The sequence below is a fragment of the Vibrio maerlii genome (genome assembly GCF_003415655.1).
GTDB classification, from domain to species: Bacteria; Pseudomonadota; Gammaproteobacteria; order Enterobacterales; family Vibrionaceae; genus Vibrio; species Vibrio maerlii.
This window is the reverse complement of sequence record NZ_QRHC01000016.1, coordinates 71,696-86,380: the sequence shown is the minus strand read 5'-3', so window position 1 is coordinate 86,380 and position 14,685 is coordinate 71,696. Positions and strand designations below refer to the sequence as shown.

The window sequence follows — 14,685 nt, the reverse complement described above, 5'->3', positions numbered from 1 at the left end:
CTGAAGATATCCGTCGGGCCATTTACACCACCAATGCGATTGAGTCTCTGAACAGCGTAATACGGAAAGCACTCAAGAAACGTAAGATCTTCCCAAACGACGAGGCCGCAACCAAGATGGTGTATCTAGCGATCAAAGACGCAAGCAAGAAATGGACAATGCCCATTCAAAACTGGCGTCAAGCTATGAGTCGATTTATTATCGAGTTCGAGGAACGATTAGAAAAATACATTAACTAGATGGCAGATACACAGAATCTGTTACAGCCTCTATACTTTAGTCTAGGTTGTTGTTATTTTTTGGCAAGGAATTTAATGTAGAATCAAGGATGATTTTTTATTCATTATTAATGCTTTTTCTATTTGTTTACTATTTAAATTTGTTTATATATTGACGATCATTATCCTTTGGCGTGTTTGTTATTCTCCTGGTAGAAAGCTTATATCGTATTAAGTGTGCATTCTGTACGGGTGTTTACCACTAGATCTTGACTTGGTTTTTATTCCGAAATGCCCTGCTTCATGGCGACTCACTTTGATTTCTAGCTTCAGCACCGGGACGACACGCTCTTTAGTGTGCCCCGTGTGTTAAGTTGATTGACACCCTACATTCATTTAGCGTTTGTAATATGTTGATAGAGTAAATCAGATATTTGTTTTGAAGCAGTGCCATCACCATATGGATTATGTGCTTCACTCATCGTAGTATAAGTTTTTTGGTTTTCTAATAAGAAAGATACGTTTTCGACGATAGATTTTTTATCGGTGCCTACTAATTTAACTGTCCCCGCTTTAACAGCTTCTGGCCTTTCAGTTGTCTCACGCATCACGAGTACAGGTTTACCTAATGAGGGCGCTTCTTCTTGAATACCACCTGAATCAGTGAGGATTATGGATGATTTAGTCATGAGATAAACAAAAGGGCGATAGTCTTGTGGCTCGATTAAGAAAACATTCGCTATATCTCCTAAATGCTCCTTAACCACCGATTGGACATTGGGATTCATATGCACAGGGTAAACAAAATGAACTGTTGGGTGTCTGTGAGCGAGTTGAGCAATAGCGGAGCAAATGTTAATAAATCCTATGCCAAAATTCTCTCTTCTATGTCCAGTGATAAGGACCATCTTTTCACTAACAATATTTGAAAATTTATCAGAAAGTAGTTTGTGTTCATCATCATTACTCTCAATGCTTTTTTTGGTCATTAGCAGCGCGTCAATAACAGTATTTCCTGTTATAAAGCATTGGCTAGAATGTATATTTTCACTGATGAGGTTATCCTTAGCTTGCTTTGTTGGAGCAAAGTGAAGATCTGCTATTGCTCCCGTAATGCGTCTATTCCCTTCTTCTGGCCAGGGAGACAATAGGTTTCCTGTGCGTAAGCCAGCTTCGATATGAGCTATTTTGATCTGGTGATAGTATGCAGATAATGAGGCAGCGCTAGTAGTCGATGTATCCCCATGTACTAGAACATAATCTGGACGGAAAGACTCAAATGTTTGCTGTAATCCTAAAATTATAGCGGAAGTTATTTGAGACAAACTCTGGTTCGTGCTCATTACATTCAGGTCGAAGTCTGGAGTAATATTAAAAAGATTCAGCACCTGATCTAGCATTTCTCTATGCTGGCCAGTTACACAAACTCTACTCTCAAAGCGCTTATCGGCCTCTAATTGCTTAACTACCGGAGCCATCTTTATTGCTTCGGGGCGCGTACCGAAGATAGACAGTATTTTAATCTTTTTACTACTAGTTACGTCATTAGGGGCTTTATTTAGCATATGTTTTAGTCTTTTTGATTGTAATGTTACTTCAGGCTCAGCTATAGGGTATGTTCAGTTTAGGTAGCGAAATATCATCATTTCTCTCTGAAAACGTAGCATTTATTTTGGTTCCACCTGAGCTTTACTTGGTTGATAGCCTAAGGGAGCTCTTTTCAAAAGCTCTTTGATACATTTAACATCGAAGTTATGGCAATATTGATCAAGCTCCATTAGGATGTTATTCATGTCTTCCCATGAAAGCTTATCTTCTTGTGCAGTCATGATTTTCTTATGGCCTGTGCCTGCAACATCCTTTCCTATTAGAAGCTCTTCATATAATTTTTCTCCGGGCCTTAATCCGGTAAATTTAATTTCAATATCACCTTCTTCAAGCTTGTTTTCTTTTGATTCGGACATCCCCATTAAATGAATCATTCTCTGGGCAAGGTCTAGGATTTTCACAGGCTCACCCATATCGAGGACGAAAACTTGTCCATTGTTGCCCAGTGCTCCAGCCTGGATCACGAGTTGTGCCGCTTCTGGGATGAGCATAAAATAACGGATGATATCTGGATGAGTTACTGTCACTGGCCCTCCAGAGCGAATTTGCTTCTTAAACAATGGCACTACCGAACCGGATGAGCCAAGTACGTTTCCAAAGCGAACCATGGTAAATTTGGTTTCAGAACCCTCTTCAGCTAGAGCTTGTAGGACTAACTCTGCAAGTCGCTTACTCGCCCCCATTATATTTGTAGGACGAACTGCTTTATCTGTCGATATTAGAGTGAAATTATTAACATTTGTATTGATTGCTGCTTGGGCACAAGCTAGGGTTCCAAAAATGTTATTGCGTACTCCTTCTACAATGTTGTCCTCAACTAAGGGTACGTGCTTATATGCTGCTGCATGATATAATGCATTAACACTGTATGCTGAAAGTAATTTTTCCAGTCTATTTTGACGTTGAACTGAGCCTAAAGCTGCTATAATCTCGGTGTCAATCTGCAGGGCTGTTCTGATACTGCTTAATTCTTGGTTAATTTGATACAGGTTGTATTCGTTCAACTCAAATAGTACAAGTATTTTGGGTTTTTGGGTGAGTATCTGTCTACAAAGCTCCGAACCGATTGAACCTCCAGCCCCAGTTACCATAACACTTTTGCCTGTAATGTTTTTTGATAGTAGCTGAGGGTCGGGTTCTACAGGCTCTCTTCCTAATAAGTCGGCAATGTCTAAATCTTTAACTTCAGTAGCTATTGCTCGCCCTGCTGCTATGTCTTCTACAGACGGAACCGACTGTATTTCAATAGGCCAGGAAGATAGCTTTTCAACAAGCCTCAAGCGTTTCCCTTTATTAATATTGTTTATAGCGAGTAATAATTTCACTGGCTGATATAGGGACTGAAGATGAGAGAATTCGCTAGGGTGGTAGACTCGAATGCCAAACATGACTTGCCCAGATTTACTCCTATCGTCATCAAGCATGGCGACTGGGTGGTATTCGTCTCCTTGTATTAGAGCGTAAGCGAGATCCCTTCCGGTCGCCCCCGCCCCGTAGATTAATACGTTTGGCTTTTGGCGCTTATAGTAGTGGTAATAGATGCTTCGTACTAAAATACGAGGTCCACCTAGGGTCAATATGGCTAGCCCTGCATATATGAACGGTACGCTTCTTGGGATGAACGAATGGAAAAAGAATCCACTTAGGGCAAGAGTTAGTGCTGATAAGAACACTCCTAAAAATATGTGCCCTACAGCAGGTAGCATCATATATCTGAGTACTGCTCTATACATCCCGAGTTTAATAAAGCTGTAAATTGTAACGAATAGTGTTACTAGCAGGCTAAAGACCTCATCTAAGCCTACATGAAAGCTTGCTGTCCCGAGCCTCAGTGCAATGGCAAGGTACAGAGAAAACAGGACGGCGATGATGTCGTAACCAATGCTGATTAATCGTTTGTTTTTTCTATTTGCGTTTAGAAGAAGCCGGAACGGAGTGAACATATATGCAACTATAGCCAGTTAGTGATTATCTTATATTATTGTCGCCTGTATTCTAGAAAGCTTTAATGTTAATAGCTAGAAGAAAACGGTATCATTTTCCTGAAGTATGAATGCAAATGTGTTAAGTGCGAAGAGAGTAGATATTGAAACTATTAGTGACAGGTAGTTCGGGCTTTGTGGGACGTCAACTTACTAAACAATGTGCCCAGAACGGGTGGGAAGTATGCTCAGTTTCTAGAGTCAGACCTCAAGATAATCGTTGTCCAAGCACTTTTGTTGTCGATTGTATCAATGGTGCTACTGACTGGTTCGGTGCATTCGAAGGTATTGACTGCGTAGTTCACTGTGCGGCCCGTGTCCACCAAATGAAAGAGTCTAAAGTGGATGCCTTAAAGGCTTATAGAGAAACTAACACTCAAGGGACACTTAATCTCGCGAGGCAGGCGGCTAAAGCCGGAGTTAAGCGTTTCGTTTTCGTTAGCTCAATTAAAGTCAATGGTGAGTTTTCCAGCCCTAAACAACCATTTTCCCCTGACTCGATGTATGTACCAGATGATCCCTACGGCCTAAGCAAATATGAAGCCGAGATCCAACTTCGCCAGTTAGCGAAAGAAACCGGTCTTGAGGTAGTAATTGTTCGTCCTCCTTTGGTTTTTGGACCAGGGGTAAAAGCTAACTTCTTGTCTATGATACGCTGGGTGGATAAGGGGATTCCGCTTCCGTTAGGGGCGATACAAAACAGGCGCAGCTTGGTATATATAGATAATCTAGTTGACTTGATATTAACTTGCTGCACCCACCCTCGAGCAGCGGGTGAAACTTTCTTGGTCTCTGATGGATACGATGTTTCAACCACGCAACTACTGAGATTGGTCGCAGGTGCAATGAGGAAAAGGCCACTTTTGTTGCCTATCCCTACATCACTTATTGATTTGTCTGCCAAGCTCATTGGTAGGCCACAGATCTCACAACGTCTATGTGGTAATCTTCAGGTTGATATAACTAAGACAAGAGCTTTGCTGGAATGGTTCCCCCGCGTTTCATTTGAAGAAGGTATCCAAAGAACGGTTGATGCTTATCTAAAAACTAAATAGTTTTTCATTAGTATCCTTATAGTCCTACCGGAGAGAGTTTTGATCCGTACATTAGATTTTTTATTTGCTTTATTCGGCCTTCTATTTCTTTGGCCGGTGTTTATCGTCATCTGTCTCGTAGGTTATTTCGATACAGGTGCCCCTGTTTTTAGGCAAACTCGTGTAGGCCGAAATCAACAGCCATTTACTCTGGTGAAATTCCGTACTATGCCGGTAGAGACCAAGTCTGTTGCCACTCATCTTGTTGGTGCAAGTTCGGTGACTAAGTTAGGAGGCTTTCTTCGCAAAACCAAGCTAGATGAGCTACCACAGCTATGGAATGTGCTAAAAGGGGAAATGAGCTTGGTTGGCCCTCGTCCTTGTCTGTATAACCAAGAAGAGTTAATTACAGAGCGTCAATCAAGAGGGGTATTTGACGTTCGCCCGGGGATTACGGGGCTGGCGCAAGTCAATGAGATTGATATGTCTACACCGGTTAACTTAGCAGAGTGGGACCAAAAGATGATTGAAACACTTACGACCAAACTCTATTTCACTTACATTTTTCAGACGGTTTTAGGAAAAGGTGCAGGAGATCGAGTATAGTGAAGTGGGTATCGCTTAGTACACTTACATACTCTTTTGAAAGATACTGGGGCGTTAGTCTTTCTTCGATATTTTTCTTTTATTTTGCTGCTAAAGTTTCGACTGAAAGTGTTGCCCTATTTGCGTACTATCAAGCTATTTTGGCTATACTCTCGGCTTTCGCCCTACAGTGCTTAGATCCTCTAATTCAACGTGAATTGGTTTCGAGGCCAGAAGATAGGGCAGATATACTGGGTGGAGCCTTGTTGCTTAAGTTTGTTTCCCTAGTTGTATTCCTTGTTGTAATTAGTCTTATTTTAATCTTCACCAATGCTGAACAAGCGGTGCTGTTATTAATTATGGGCACTGCAATAGTCTTTAGTAGTTTCAAATTTATATCTAGTACATTCAACGTAGCTGGGAAGCATGTGCACTATATGGTTTTAGGTGTATTAGGTTCCACAGTTGCTTTTTTGTACAAGCTGCTTGTTTTACATTCCTCAGATACTTTGACGTTATATGCAACTTTTTTTGTGGCCGATAGCTTTTCATTGTGTGTCTTGTACTGGGGGGGGGCGAAATTTACTTCTAATACAGGCTTTACATATAACAAAAACTTTATGCTCCACCTCTTCCGGGAAGGGCGTTTCCTTATTCTGTCAAGCTTCGTCCTGCTTGCTTCCGCAAGAATAGATCAATTAGTAGTTGGTACTTACGGTAACAGCGTCATGATGGCTAACTATGCAATGGCGGTGAAGTGTATTGGTTTTTTTGTTCTTGCTAGCTCAGCGTTTAACCTAGGATACGCTCAAAAGCTGAATAAGAATACAGAGCAATACCGTCAATCAGTGAGAGCTCTATTGTCTGAAACGTTTGTCGCTGGAACGATTATGACGTTACTAGGTGCCGTAGTCTCAGCCATATTTTTGAACTACGTATTTGGTGATAAGTACCCTAATGCTTATCAATATGCGCTTGGTCTATCTCCTATTATCTTCTTTTCGTACTTTTTATCGTCAACGGGGCGTATTTTGGTTGTTGAGGGCTTAACTAAAGTGGCCTTTAAAAGAAATGTGTATGCACTAACCCTCAATGCTCTGTTAAGTTTCTGGTTAATGAAGATATTTGGCGTATATGGAGTTATAGTTGCTTCTGTGCTCAGTCTTGCATTTGGTAGCGTACTATTTCTCGTGATTGATCGGGAAGCGCGGTGTACTTTTAAAGGATTGCTGTATGACACTTGATGGAATGATCGCTAGGTTGGGATTGAACAAATATATTCCCTCTGGTCAGAAGATGCCCCACGTCATATGTCGTTTTGATACAGGGATTTCTTCTCTAAACTTAGGGGATGAAATTATTAATGGCAGCGCTGAAACACAACTGAGAAAGGTATTTAGTTCTGAGCAGTTTTTTGATGTTTCGTCTCACAATGGAGTATCAGGGAAGTCCATTTATTTTGCCAACAATTGCCGATTGCGATTGGTGTGCGGCAGTAATTTATTAAGGAGAAACTTACTGCGTAGCGGGAATTGGGATATCTCCCCTTTGGATATCGCTCGATTGACACCACTGACTCTAATGGGTGTAGGTTGGTTTCGTTACTCTTCCACGCCTGATTTTCTCACACAAGCCCTATATAGGCAGCTCTTTTCCTCTCGTTACACTCATTCTGTTCGGGATGAATATACAAAGGTAAAGTTAGAGCAATGTGGGGTGAAAGAGGTGCTCAATACTGGTTGCCCTACTATTTGGCCCCTTAACCCTGAGCACTGTCAGTCGATCCCTCGACTAATAGCAGAAAACGTAGTGTTTACGCTTACCGACTATTCTCCAAATATTGAACGTGACCAAGCACTCATTGATGTTTTGAAATCGACTTACAAAGACATCTACTTTTGGCCGCAAGGGAGTGGTGATCTTCTTTATCTAAATCAGCTATCAACCAGTGGGATCAGTATTTTGCCGGCTAGTCTTGAAAGTTACGACGATCTACTAGTATCAGATATTGAGGTCGATTTTGTTGGCACGCGATTACATGCCGGAATACGAGCTTTGCAGCACCGCCGAAGAGCTAAAATAGTTGCAATAGATAACCGTGCTATCGAGAAGCACAAAGATTTTAATATTCCTATCATATTGCCTAATCAAATAGGAAGGGAGATGCAAGCAGGGTTGCAAGAACCAATAACTACAGACATTAGGTTGCCTCAGAAGGAAATTGATCTATGGCTAGGGCAATTTTAGTATGAATATACTCTACCTATGCCATGAATATCCGCCAGCGAAAAGTGGCGGGGTCGGTATTTTCACTCAAGAGGTCGCTGAAGCAATAGTGACGAAGAGTCATCAAAATAAAGTAGTGATTTATAGTTTGGTTGATGGCATCAGTTCGCGAGTGGAACATCTAAAAAATGGTGTCCACATTATCCAAGAGCCTCGTTATAAAGGCCTTTGTGGGTTTATTGTCAACAGGGTACTCAGTTACTTTTCTCTTTCGGAAATTATCAAAGAACATCAGATTGAACTACTCGAAGTACAAGATTTTCAGGGGCTTCTGGCCTTTTACCCTTCCTTGGGTATACCAACAGTGACCCGCCTACATGGTTCAGTGACCTATTTTCAATCTCTGTTAGGTATAAAGCGTTGGAAAGACTACGTGTGGAGGTGGCTAGAGCAATCCCAACTAAAGAACGCTACAGACATCGTTTCGGTTAGCCATTTTACTGCTCAAGAAACGAAACGCTTATTCTCCATAAAAGAGGAAATACCTGTTATTCACAATGGGATCTCCTGCAATTTTAGCTGTGATGTGAGTAATACTCAGGGAGATATAAGGGTATTCGCTTACTCGGGGTCTCTTATCGCTAAGAAAGGCATAGAGGAACTTATCGATGGCTGGATAGCCGTTGGCTTGATAAACAAGAATATAGAGCTTTGGGTTTTTGGTAAAGATATCGAGAATAGACGTCGAGAGCTTGAGCATAGGCTAGCCCAAAATGGTGTCACTACCGTTAAATTCTTTGGTCATGTACCCAAAACTGAGTTGTTACGGCACTATGTGAACGTTGATTATTGTATTTTTCCTAGTAAAGCTGAAGCCTTCTCTCTCGCACCAATGGAGAGTATGGCGATGAGAAAAGTGGTGTTATACAGCGACCAAACCAGTGCAAAAGAGTTAATAGAAGATAATATTGATGGAGTATTGATTGCCAAATGCACCCCTCAAGCTATTCAGGAGGCGATTGAATACGTACTTTCAGAACCAGTAGAAAAGCTTGAAAAGATGGCGATATGCGGGCAGCAGAAGATTTTTCAGCAATTCTCTGTCGAAAAAAAAGTTGCAGAAAATATCATGTTCTATGAGCGAGTGATCCAACGGTATGCTCCTTGAAGTCGCTATTTCTACAATAAACCAAGGCCTTTACAATATTCGCCTACAAGAGGGAGTTGAATATTTAATTGTCCACCAGGTAACAGATGGCAGGGAGCGAGAATATCAAAAGTACACGGAGTGCTCATTTTTTGAGTCTAGCGTACGATACATGCAGAGTGCGGAAAGCGGACTAAGTGTAAGTCGTAACTTAGCTCTTAGCCTCAGCCAGGCAGATTACATCTGGATAATGGATGATGATACCCAGCTTAACCTGACGGCGATGAGAAGCATAAGAGCGATGCTCTCAAAGCATCAACCAGACATACTCACACTTGAACATAGTAAAGAGCCTTGTGTGTATGGAGTTCACCTTTCGCCTACGACAATCGTGAAGGGACATAGTTATGTATCAGCACTATCTGTTTCATCAATTGATATGATTGTAAGCAGTAAACTGGTGATCAGGTTTGATGAGAGTTTTGGGCTGGGAGCTCGTTATGTTTCTGGGGAAGAGTATATATTTTTACTAGACGCTCTTAATAAAGGGCTGAGAGCAGTTAAGAGTGAAGTTATAGGTAGTATCCATATAGGTCCCTCGTCTGGAGCTTTTTTCTACCGGTCAGATTTAAGCATTGAAAGCAAGTTTGTTATGTTCGATAGGGCGCATTTGAAGTTGTCTTGGCTGTGGTCTTTAGCCTTTATTATTAAAAAGTCACTTCTGTTATTTAAGCACTCACGCTTAGGGCCTGCGCTGTCGCTTTATCTAAAGCACTACTTGTTATCTTGGAGAAAGTAATTGCAGTTAGTATCTGTTATCACGCCACATTTTAATAACTTAAACTGTTTAAAAGAAACGTTAGAGTCGGTCGCTCGTCAAACGTATACCTGCTATGAGCATATAGTAATTGATGATTGCTCTTCTAAATTGAATGACAGGGAGCTTCAATCATTAGTGGGTAGTTTTCCAAACACGATATTAATTCGTCTTAGTGTTAATTCAGGAGCAGCAACGGCGCGTAATGCTGGTATTAAACAAGCTAAAGGGCGATTCATTGCATTTGTTGATGCAGATGATCTGTGGGATCCACTAAAACTAGAGAAGCAACTTGAGGTAATGAATTCAGATAATCTCGATTTATGCTATTCCTCCTACCATGTGGTAAGTAGCAAGGGAAAAACATTGAGGCTTAGGCAAGCTCCTAATCAGGTTAGTTATCATAGTCTATTGAAATGCAACGAAATAGGCTGCTTGACTGCCATTTACGATACTCAGAGGTTGGGTAAAGTTTTCATGCCTGAAATTAGGAAGAGACAAGATCTAGCTCTTTGGTTGAAGTTAGTGCGGTTAGGTGCTAAGTCTGGTGGAGTATCTGAGCCGCTAGCCTATTATAGAATAGGTGACAGTTCTCTCTCATCGAACAAATGTAAAGTTCTACCTTATCAATGGGCGGTCTATAGAAAATGTGAGCGCTTGAATGTTATTCGATCGGTCTACTACTTTATCTTTTATGCTTGGAACGGATTGATTCATCACTATTAGTAATTTTTACTGATTATTCTTAGTTTCATCTTTATTGAAGAATGATTTATTAGTAGTTACGATTTGATAGTTATTTTGCTCCTTTCCCTGTAAGCATGACTCCTATAGTTTTTACATAAATTTCAAAATCTAATCTCCAGCTAAAATACTTTAAGTAATACAGGTCATAAGCTAGCTTCGCTTTAGTCGTTTCTGTACTATCAGTATAGCCTTGAGTGACCTGAGCCCAGCCTGTTATACCTGGTTTTAGTGTATGGCGGAAGCTGTAGAAAGGAATTTCTAAGCTATATTGTTTTGCAAAATTTGGTTGTTCTGGTCTGGGGCCAATAATAGACATTTCCCCCTTTAGTACATTCCAAAGTTGAGGTAACTCATCTAGTCTACTTGATCTCAAAAAGCGGCCCAATGTTGATACCCTATGCTGGGTATGGGTAGCAAAGGCTTCTTTCTGCTCTGCTTTAATGTCTGCCATAGTTCTGAACTTGAATAGTGTAAATACTTTATTGTGCTGACCGACTCTTGTTTGTCTAAATAGCACTGGGCCATCTCGTTGAGCAAATATTGCCAGTGAGATAAAGAGTGCAATAGGTAAAATAATAGGCAATAGTGCAATAATCAGAGTTTTCTCTAGTGCTACTTTTAATTGAGCATACTGCACGTTTGGGTGCATACTTTTTAATGATGTATGCGAGAGGTTAAAGTCCGATACACGGTGGTTTAATCGTTCGCTTAAAAGGTCTACGTGGTAAATAGGGATTTGCGCTAGCGTACAGTCTGCAATTATTCGTTCTTCTGCCGAACTGAGTGAGCTGTGTAAATCTACTAATACTCCGCTTTTTAGTGCTGATAGTGGGGTATTATTGTCGATTTGTAGTAGTTTTATATTGTCACTCAATGATTTGAGGCTTTGCTTTGGTTTCCCTACTACGTATAACTCGGCTTTTATTTTTCTTTCTTTCCATAAGTAGAAAGAAAGAAACCATAAAGTGGTTAGAGTCATTCCCATAATCAATATTGGCCTAGAGTAATCAATTCGAAAAATTAAGGCCCAGAAAAAAGCGATACCATATGTGGATAATACGGTAGGTATTGCCCTGCTAGAAAAGGAGTTCAAAATGAACGGAGTAGGTTTAGGTAAGGAAATAGCCACAAATACAAAGACAATTACAACAGTGATTAAGCTAGATATTATTGTTGCTGGAAATGCTGGATAGTACAGCAATGACCAAATTGTCAATATAGCACTGATGGTCGCAATAGCTAGAAAGTGATATTTAAAGATATTGTGAGATTTCATCAAACGAGTGCTTATTGGTATTTGTGATTATGATAGCATAGTCTCGGTATGGCCGTCAGAGTGTTGTTATCAATTCTCAAAGCATTACCTAATTTAGACACACGCGTCTCCTCGTACCATATTTATCTCGACAATCTTTAGTTCGAACGTTACCGTATTTAGGGTCAGAATAGAACTGGGGTAAGAGGGCATATGAAAACTCGTGAGAAGATAGTTCATGCAGCATTGGAACTATTCAATGAGCATGGTGAGCGCAACATTACGACTAACCATATTGCGGCTCATATCGAGATTAGCCCAGGTAACCTCTACTATCACTTTCGCAATAAGCAAGAAATTGTCCGAGAGATTTTTACTCTTTACTCGACGGAACTCATTGAGCGTTTTACCCCAATTCATGGGCAACAAGAGTCTCTCACTCTTCTCAAACACTACTTAGATTCGATTTTCACCCTGATGTGGAAGTACCGCTTCTTTTACGCCAACCTTCCTGAAATTTTGCAGCGTGACGAACAGTTGCATGATGACTACATACAGGTACAGGAGCGCTTACAGGGTAATCTCATTAACATCATGCAGGCATTCGTCGATCTTGAGTTGCTAAAGGCTGAGCCATCACAACTTAATGGGTTAGTGAAATCGCTACATCTCATTGCAACAAGCTGGTTGGGTTACCAATCAGCCATGTCTCCAAAGACAGTGATTACTGAGTCTGTAATTCATCAAGGTATGTTGCAGATGATTTCGGTGGTGCTTCCAGTTGCGACAGATAAAGGGCGTGAGCAATTAGAGTTATTGGCAAATGGTGTGGAAGTTAAGCTGGTTTAGCTCTATTCAATCAATTTAAATTAAGTCTTCTTTTTAATGCTTTTAGGGTAGTATCCTGAAAGCATTAATTTTATCTATTAAGGAATATCATGCACTACGATGTGTTTAATGGTGATGCCGATGGCATTATTGCGCTTCTTCAACTTCGTCTAGCCGAGCCGAAACAGTCAACATTGGTGACAGGCGTAAAGCGTGACATCAATCTAGTTGCGAAAGTGGATACGACCGAGGCCGATACGCTTACTGTGCTTGATATCTCTATGGCTAAAAATATCGATGGTTTAAACCGTGCTTTGGATGCTGGCGCAAAAGTATTTTATGCGGACCATCATCAGGCTGGTGATATTCCGCAACATGAAAATTTAGATGCGAATATTGACCTTGATGCGAATACTTGTACGGCTTTGATCATTGATAAGTTGTTAGAAGGGAAATTTCACGCTTGGGCGATTGCGGCTGCGTATGGTGACAACCTGATTGCGAAGGCAGACGAGTTAGCGGATAAAGCAGGTTATTCACAAGAGCAAAAAGAACAGCTTAAAGAGCTAGGTACGCTTATTAACTACAATGGCTACGGTGCAAAGGTAGAAGATCTGCATTTTTCTCCTGATGAATTATTCAAAGCTTTACTTCAATATCCATCACCTTTTGACGTGATTGCAGATTCAAATTCGCCTTACTATCAACTTCAGAAAGCCTATCAGCAAGATATGGAACTAGCTTTAGCTGTTAAGCCAACTCATCAGAGTGCATTGTTAGGTATGTTTGAGTTACCAAATACTGCTGCTTCTCGTCGAATCAGTGGCGTATATGGCAACCTTCTTGCTAACCAGAACCCAGATTCCGCCCATGCTGTTCTTACTGAGAATGTGCCTTGCCCTGAGAATCAAGAGATTACTTATACCGTTTCTTTAAGAGCGCCTTTGAGCAACAAGCAAGGAGCTGGAGGTATTTGTGGCAGTTTTCCAACAGGGGGGGGGCGCGCAGCTGCTGCTGGGGTGAATGCACTACCAAAAGAACAAGTTGAAGCGTTTATTGAAGCGGTAGAGAGTTACTATAGGTAGAAGGTAACGGGCCTTTACGCTTCGGGTAAAAGACTAAAAGCGAGATCTCCGATGCACTCGTGGGCTCGCGTTCGAGGATGACTGAGCTTTAAGTTATGGATATAGTTTCGCTATTACTTGATAGACAGGATGAAAATAAGCTCGTCATTCCCTACAGTGAGGAATGAACGAGATAGGGAATCTCGCTTTGTGTTTTAGGCAGTAATTTGGACTATATCCCCTATGCCCTTCTAGGAAATGCCTCATTGGGTGTTAATTATGTTCTTTGGTGCTAATGGATCTAGGCTTACAGTCAAGAGAGCAGTATCATTGCTTTGATTCTCCCTTTTATTTATCAGTGATTGATAACAATGACTATTGACACCACTTTTCTACTACGCTGTATAAAGACACTAAAAGAAGCCCATTCTCTATTGAATACAGTTGAGCCTGAATCTATTCAGTATGAAATGTATCGTTCTGCATGTGTGAAAGAATTCGAAATTATCCTTGAGCAATCAGGTAAGTTACTTAAGAAAGCTCTTGCTCCTTATATGCATAGCCCAAGAGCGGTCAATCGTTTGGTGTTTAAAGACATCTTTAGACACGCAGCCCAGTTCGACTTGATTACTCTAGAGCAAGCAGAGCGATGGTTAGAATATCGAGATAATCGAAATCATGTAGCGCATGATTATGGTGTCGATTTTGCGAAACAGACGCTTGTTTTACTACCTAGCTTTATTGCTGATGCCGCTTCCTTAGAGTTGGTGCTGAGAGAGAAGAAGTATGATTGATCTGAGAGAGAAAGATTTGCATGCGATAGAGACTTTGGCTCAGAAATATCTAGTCTCCGGAACGGAGTTGAGAGCTTATGGCAGTCGTGTCAAAGGAACGGCTTTGGATACCTCTGATTTGGATTTGATGATGTTTACTCCCAGTGGAGAAGTAAATGATCTGTTTACCTTTCAGGAAGCGTTGAGAGAATCAAATATTCCGATTTTTGTTCAGGTGTTTGATTGGAACCACTTACCGGATAATTTTCGTCTTAACTTTGAACAGGCTAATGAATCCTTGCTGGTTGTTGATTCTGTAGTATCCACCCCCTCTAGCTCCCCCTCACATTGATTTCTTCGCTCTCTTAGCTATATCGACAGAGGGGGAGAATATTATTTGG

General features: G+C 40.9%; 15 protein-coding genes. 12 read left to right on the top strand and 3 right to left on the bottom strand.

The genetic code is table 11. The features are described 5' to 3' along the window. Positions 1-239 (top strand): transposase (locus tag DPF91_RS20380; RefSeq protein WP_164684205.1); only part of this gene is annotated, 239 nt, incomplete at its 5' end. Positions 240-610: 371 nt separating this feature from the next. Here DPF91_RS20380 and wecB read toward each other — a convergent pair. Further along, positions 611-1,783 (bottom strand): non-hydrolyzing UDP-N-acetylglucosamine 2-epimerase, encoded by a 1,173-nt coding sequence (gene wecB, locus DPF91_RS20375; RefSeq protein WP_117236270.1) that lies wholly within the window; start codon positions 1,781-1,783, stop codon positions 611-613. 102 nt (positions 1,784-1,885) lie between these two features. Continuing rightward, on the bottom strand, positions 1,886-3,769 hold the full coding sequence (locus DPF91_RS20370; protein WP_117236269.1) for a polysaccharide biosynthesis protein: 1,884 nt from the start codon (positions 3,767-3,769) through the stop codon (positions 1,886-1,888). A 143-nt stretch (positions 3,770-3,912) separates the two neighbouring features. On the opposite strand from DPF91_RS20370, the gene DPF91_RS20365 reads away from it, so the two are divergent. The 7 genes from DPF91_RS20365 to DPF91_RS20335 are packed head-to-tail and all read left to right on the top strand — an operon-like array spanning position 3,913 to position 10,343. Then, positions 3,913-4,863 (top strand): UDP-glucose 4-epimerase family protein, encoded by a 951-nt coding sequence (locus DPF91_RS20365; RefSeq protein WP_117236268.1) that lies wholly within the window; start codon positions 3,913-3,915, stop codon positions 4,861-4,863. 39 nt (positions 4,864-4,902) lie between these two features. Then, positions 4,903-5,448 carry a sugar transferase gene (locus DPF91_RS20360; protein ID WP_117236267.1) on the top strand — a complete coding sequence of 182 codons (546 nt, stop codon included), beginning with the start codon at positions 4,903-4,905 and terminating at the stop codon, positions 5,446-5,448. After that, positions 5,448-6,671, top strand: a complete 1,224-nt coding sequence (locus tag DPF91_RS20355) for an oligosaccharide flippase family protein (protein WP_117236266.1) — start codon at positions 5,448-5,450, stop codon at positions 6,669-6,671. Before DPF91_RS20360 ends, DPF91_RS20355 begins: the two co-directional genes overlap by 1 nt. Next, complete coding sequence (locus DPF91_RS20350; RefSeq protein WP_117236265.1) at positions 6,661-7,674, top strand: polysaccharide pyruvyl transferase family protein; 1,014 nt, start codon at positions 6,661-6,663, stop codon at positions 7,672-7,674. The genes DPF91_RS20355 and DPF91_RS20350 overlap by 11 nt, the downstream gene beginning before the upstream one ends. A 1-nt stretch (position 7,675) precedes the next feature. After that, a complete protein-coding gene (locus tag DPF91_RS20345) occupies positions 7,676-8,821 on the top strand; it encodes a glycosyltransferase family 4 protein (RefSeq protein WP_117236264.1) in 1,146 nt (381 codons plus the stop codon). Beyond that, complete coding sequence (locus tag DPF91_RS20340; RefSeq protein ID WP_117236263.1) at positions 8,811-9,599, top strand: glycosyltransferase family 2 protein; 789 nt, start codon at positions 8,811-8,813, stop codon at positions 9,597-9,599. The genes DPF91_RS20345 and DPF91_RS20340 overlap by 11 nt, the downstream gene beginning before the upstream one ends. Then, positions 9,600-10,343, top strand: a complete 744-nt coding sequence (locus tag DPF91_RS20335; RefSeq protein ID WP_117236262.1) for a glycosyltransferase family 2 protein — start codon at positions 9,600-9,602, stop codon at positions 10,341-10,343. 70 nt (positions 10,344-10,413) lie between these two features. Here the strand turns inward: DPF91_RS20335 and DPF91_RS20330 are convergent, their stop codons facing one another. Beyond that, a complete protein-coding gene (locus DPF91_RS20330; protein ID WP_241033862.1) occupies positions 10,414-11,640 on the bottom strand; it encodes a sugar transferase in 1,227 nt (408 codons plus the stop codon). Positions 11,641-11,832: 192 nt separating this feature from the next. Between DPF91_RS20330 and DPF91_RS20325 the strand changes: the two genes are divergently transcribed. From DPF91_RS20325 to DPF91_RS20310, 4 genes are all read left to right on the top strand, one after another. After that, the gene (locus DPF91_RS20325; RefSeq protein WP_117236260.1) at positions 11,833-12,468 is read left to right on the top strand and encodes a TetR/AcrR family transcriptional regulator; all 636 of its coding nucleotides are present in this window, start codon (positions 11,833-11,835) and stop codon (positions 12,466-12,468) included. Between the two features lie 89 nt (positions 12,469-12,557). Beyond that, complete coding sequence (locus tag DPF91_RS20320) at positions 12,558-13,532, top strand: DHH family phosphoesterase (RefSeq protein ID WP_117236259.1); 975 nt, start codon at positions 12,558-12,560, stop codon at positions 13,530-13,532. A 350-nt stretch (positions 13,533-13,882) separates the two neighbouring features. Continuing rightward, on the top strand, positions 13,883-14,305 hold the full coding sequence (locus DPF91_RS20315) for a nucleotidyltransferase substrate binding protein (protein WP_117236258.1): 423 nt from the start codon (positions 13,883-13,885) through the stop codon (positions 14,303-14,305). Next, positions 14,298-14,636, top strand: coding sequence for a nucleotidyltransferase family protein (locus DPF91_RS20310; protein ID WP_117236257.1), 339 nt, complete (start codon positions 14,298-14,300; stop codon positions 14,634-14,636). Before DPF91_RS20315 ends, DPF91_RS20310 begins: the two co-directional genes overlap by 8 nt. Positions 14,637-14,685: the final 49 nt, after the last annotated feature.

Excerpts from the sequence above, each read along its gene's own strand:
- wecB (WP_117236270.1), bottom strand. The coding sequence starts at position 1,783 with ATGCTAAATAAAGCCCCTAATGACGTAACTAGTAGTAAAAAGATTAAA.
- DPF91_RS20370 (WP_117236269.1), bottom strand. The coding sequence starts at position 3,769 with ATGTTCACTCCGTTCCGGCTTCTTCTAAACGCAAATAGAAAAAACAAA.
- DPF91_RS20350 (WP_117236265.1), top strand. The coding sequence starts at position 6,661 with ATGACACTTGATGGAATGATCGCTAGGTTGGGATTGAACAAATATATT.
- DPF91_RS20345 (WP_117236264.1), top strand. The coding sequence starts at position 7,676 with ATGAATATACTCTACCTATGCCATGAATATCCGCCAGCGAAAAGTGGC.
- DPF91_RS20340 (WP_117236263.1), top strand. The coding sequence starts at position 8,811 with ATGCTCCTTGAAGTCGCTATTTCTACAATAAACCAAGGCCTTTACAAT.
- DPF91_RS20330 (WP_241033862.1), bottom strand. The coding sequence starts at position 11,640 with ATGAAATCTCACAATATCTTTAAATATCACTTTCTAGCTATTGCGACC.
- DPF91_RS20325 (WP_117236260.1), top strand. The coding sequence starts at position 11,833 with ATGAAAACTCGTGAGAAGATAGTTCATGCAGCATTGGAACTATTCAAT.
- DPF91_RS20320 (WP_117236259.1), top strand. The coding sequence starts at position 12,558 with ATGCACTACGATGTGTTTAATGGTGATGCCGATGGCATTATTGCGCTT.
- DPF91_RS20315 (WP_117236258.1), top strand. The coding sequence starts at position 13,883 with ATGACTATTGACACCACTTTTCTACTACGCTGTATAAAGACACTAAAA.
- DPF91_RS20310 (WP_117236257.1), top strand. The coding sequence starts at position 14,298 with ATGATTGATCTGAGAGAGAAAGATTTGCATGCGATAGAGACTTTGGCT.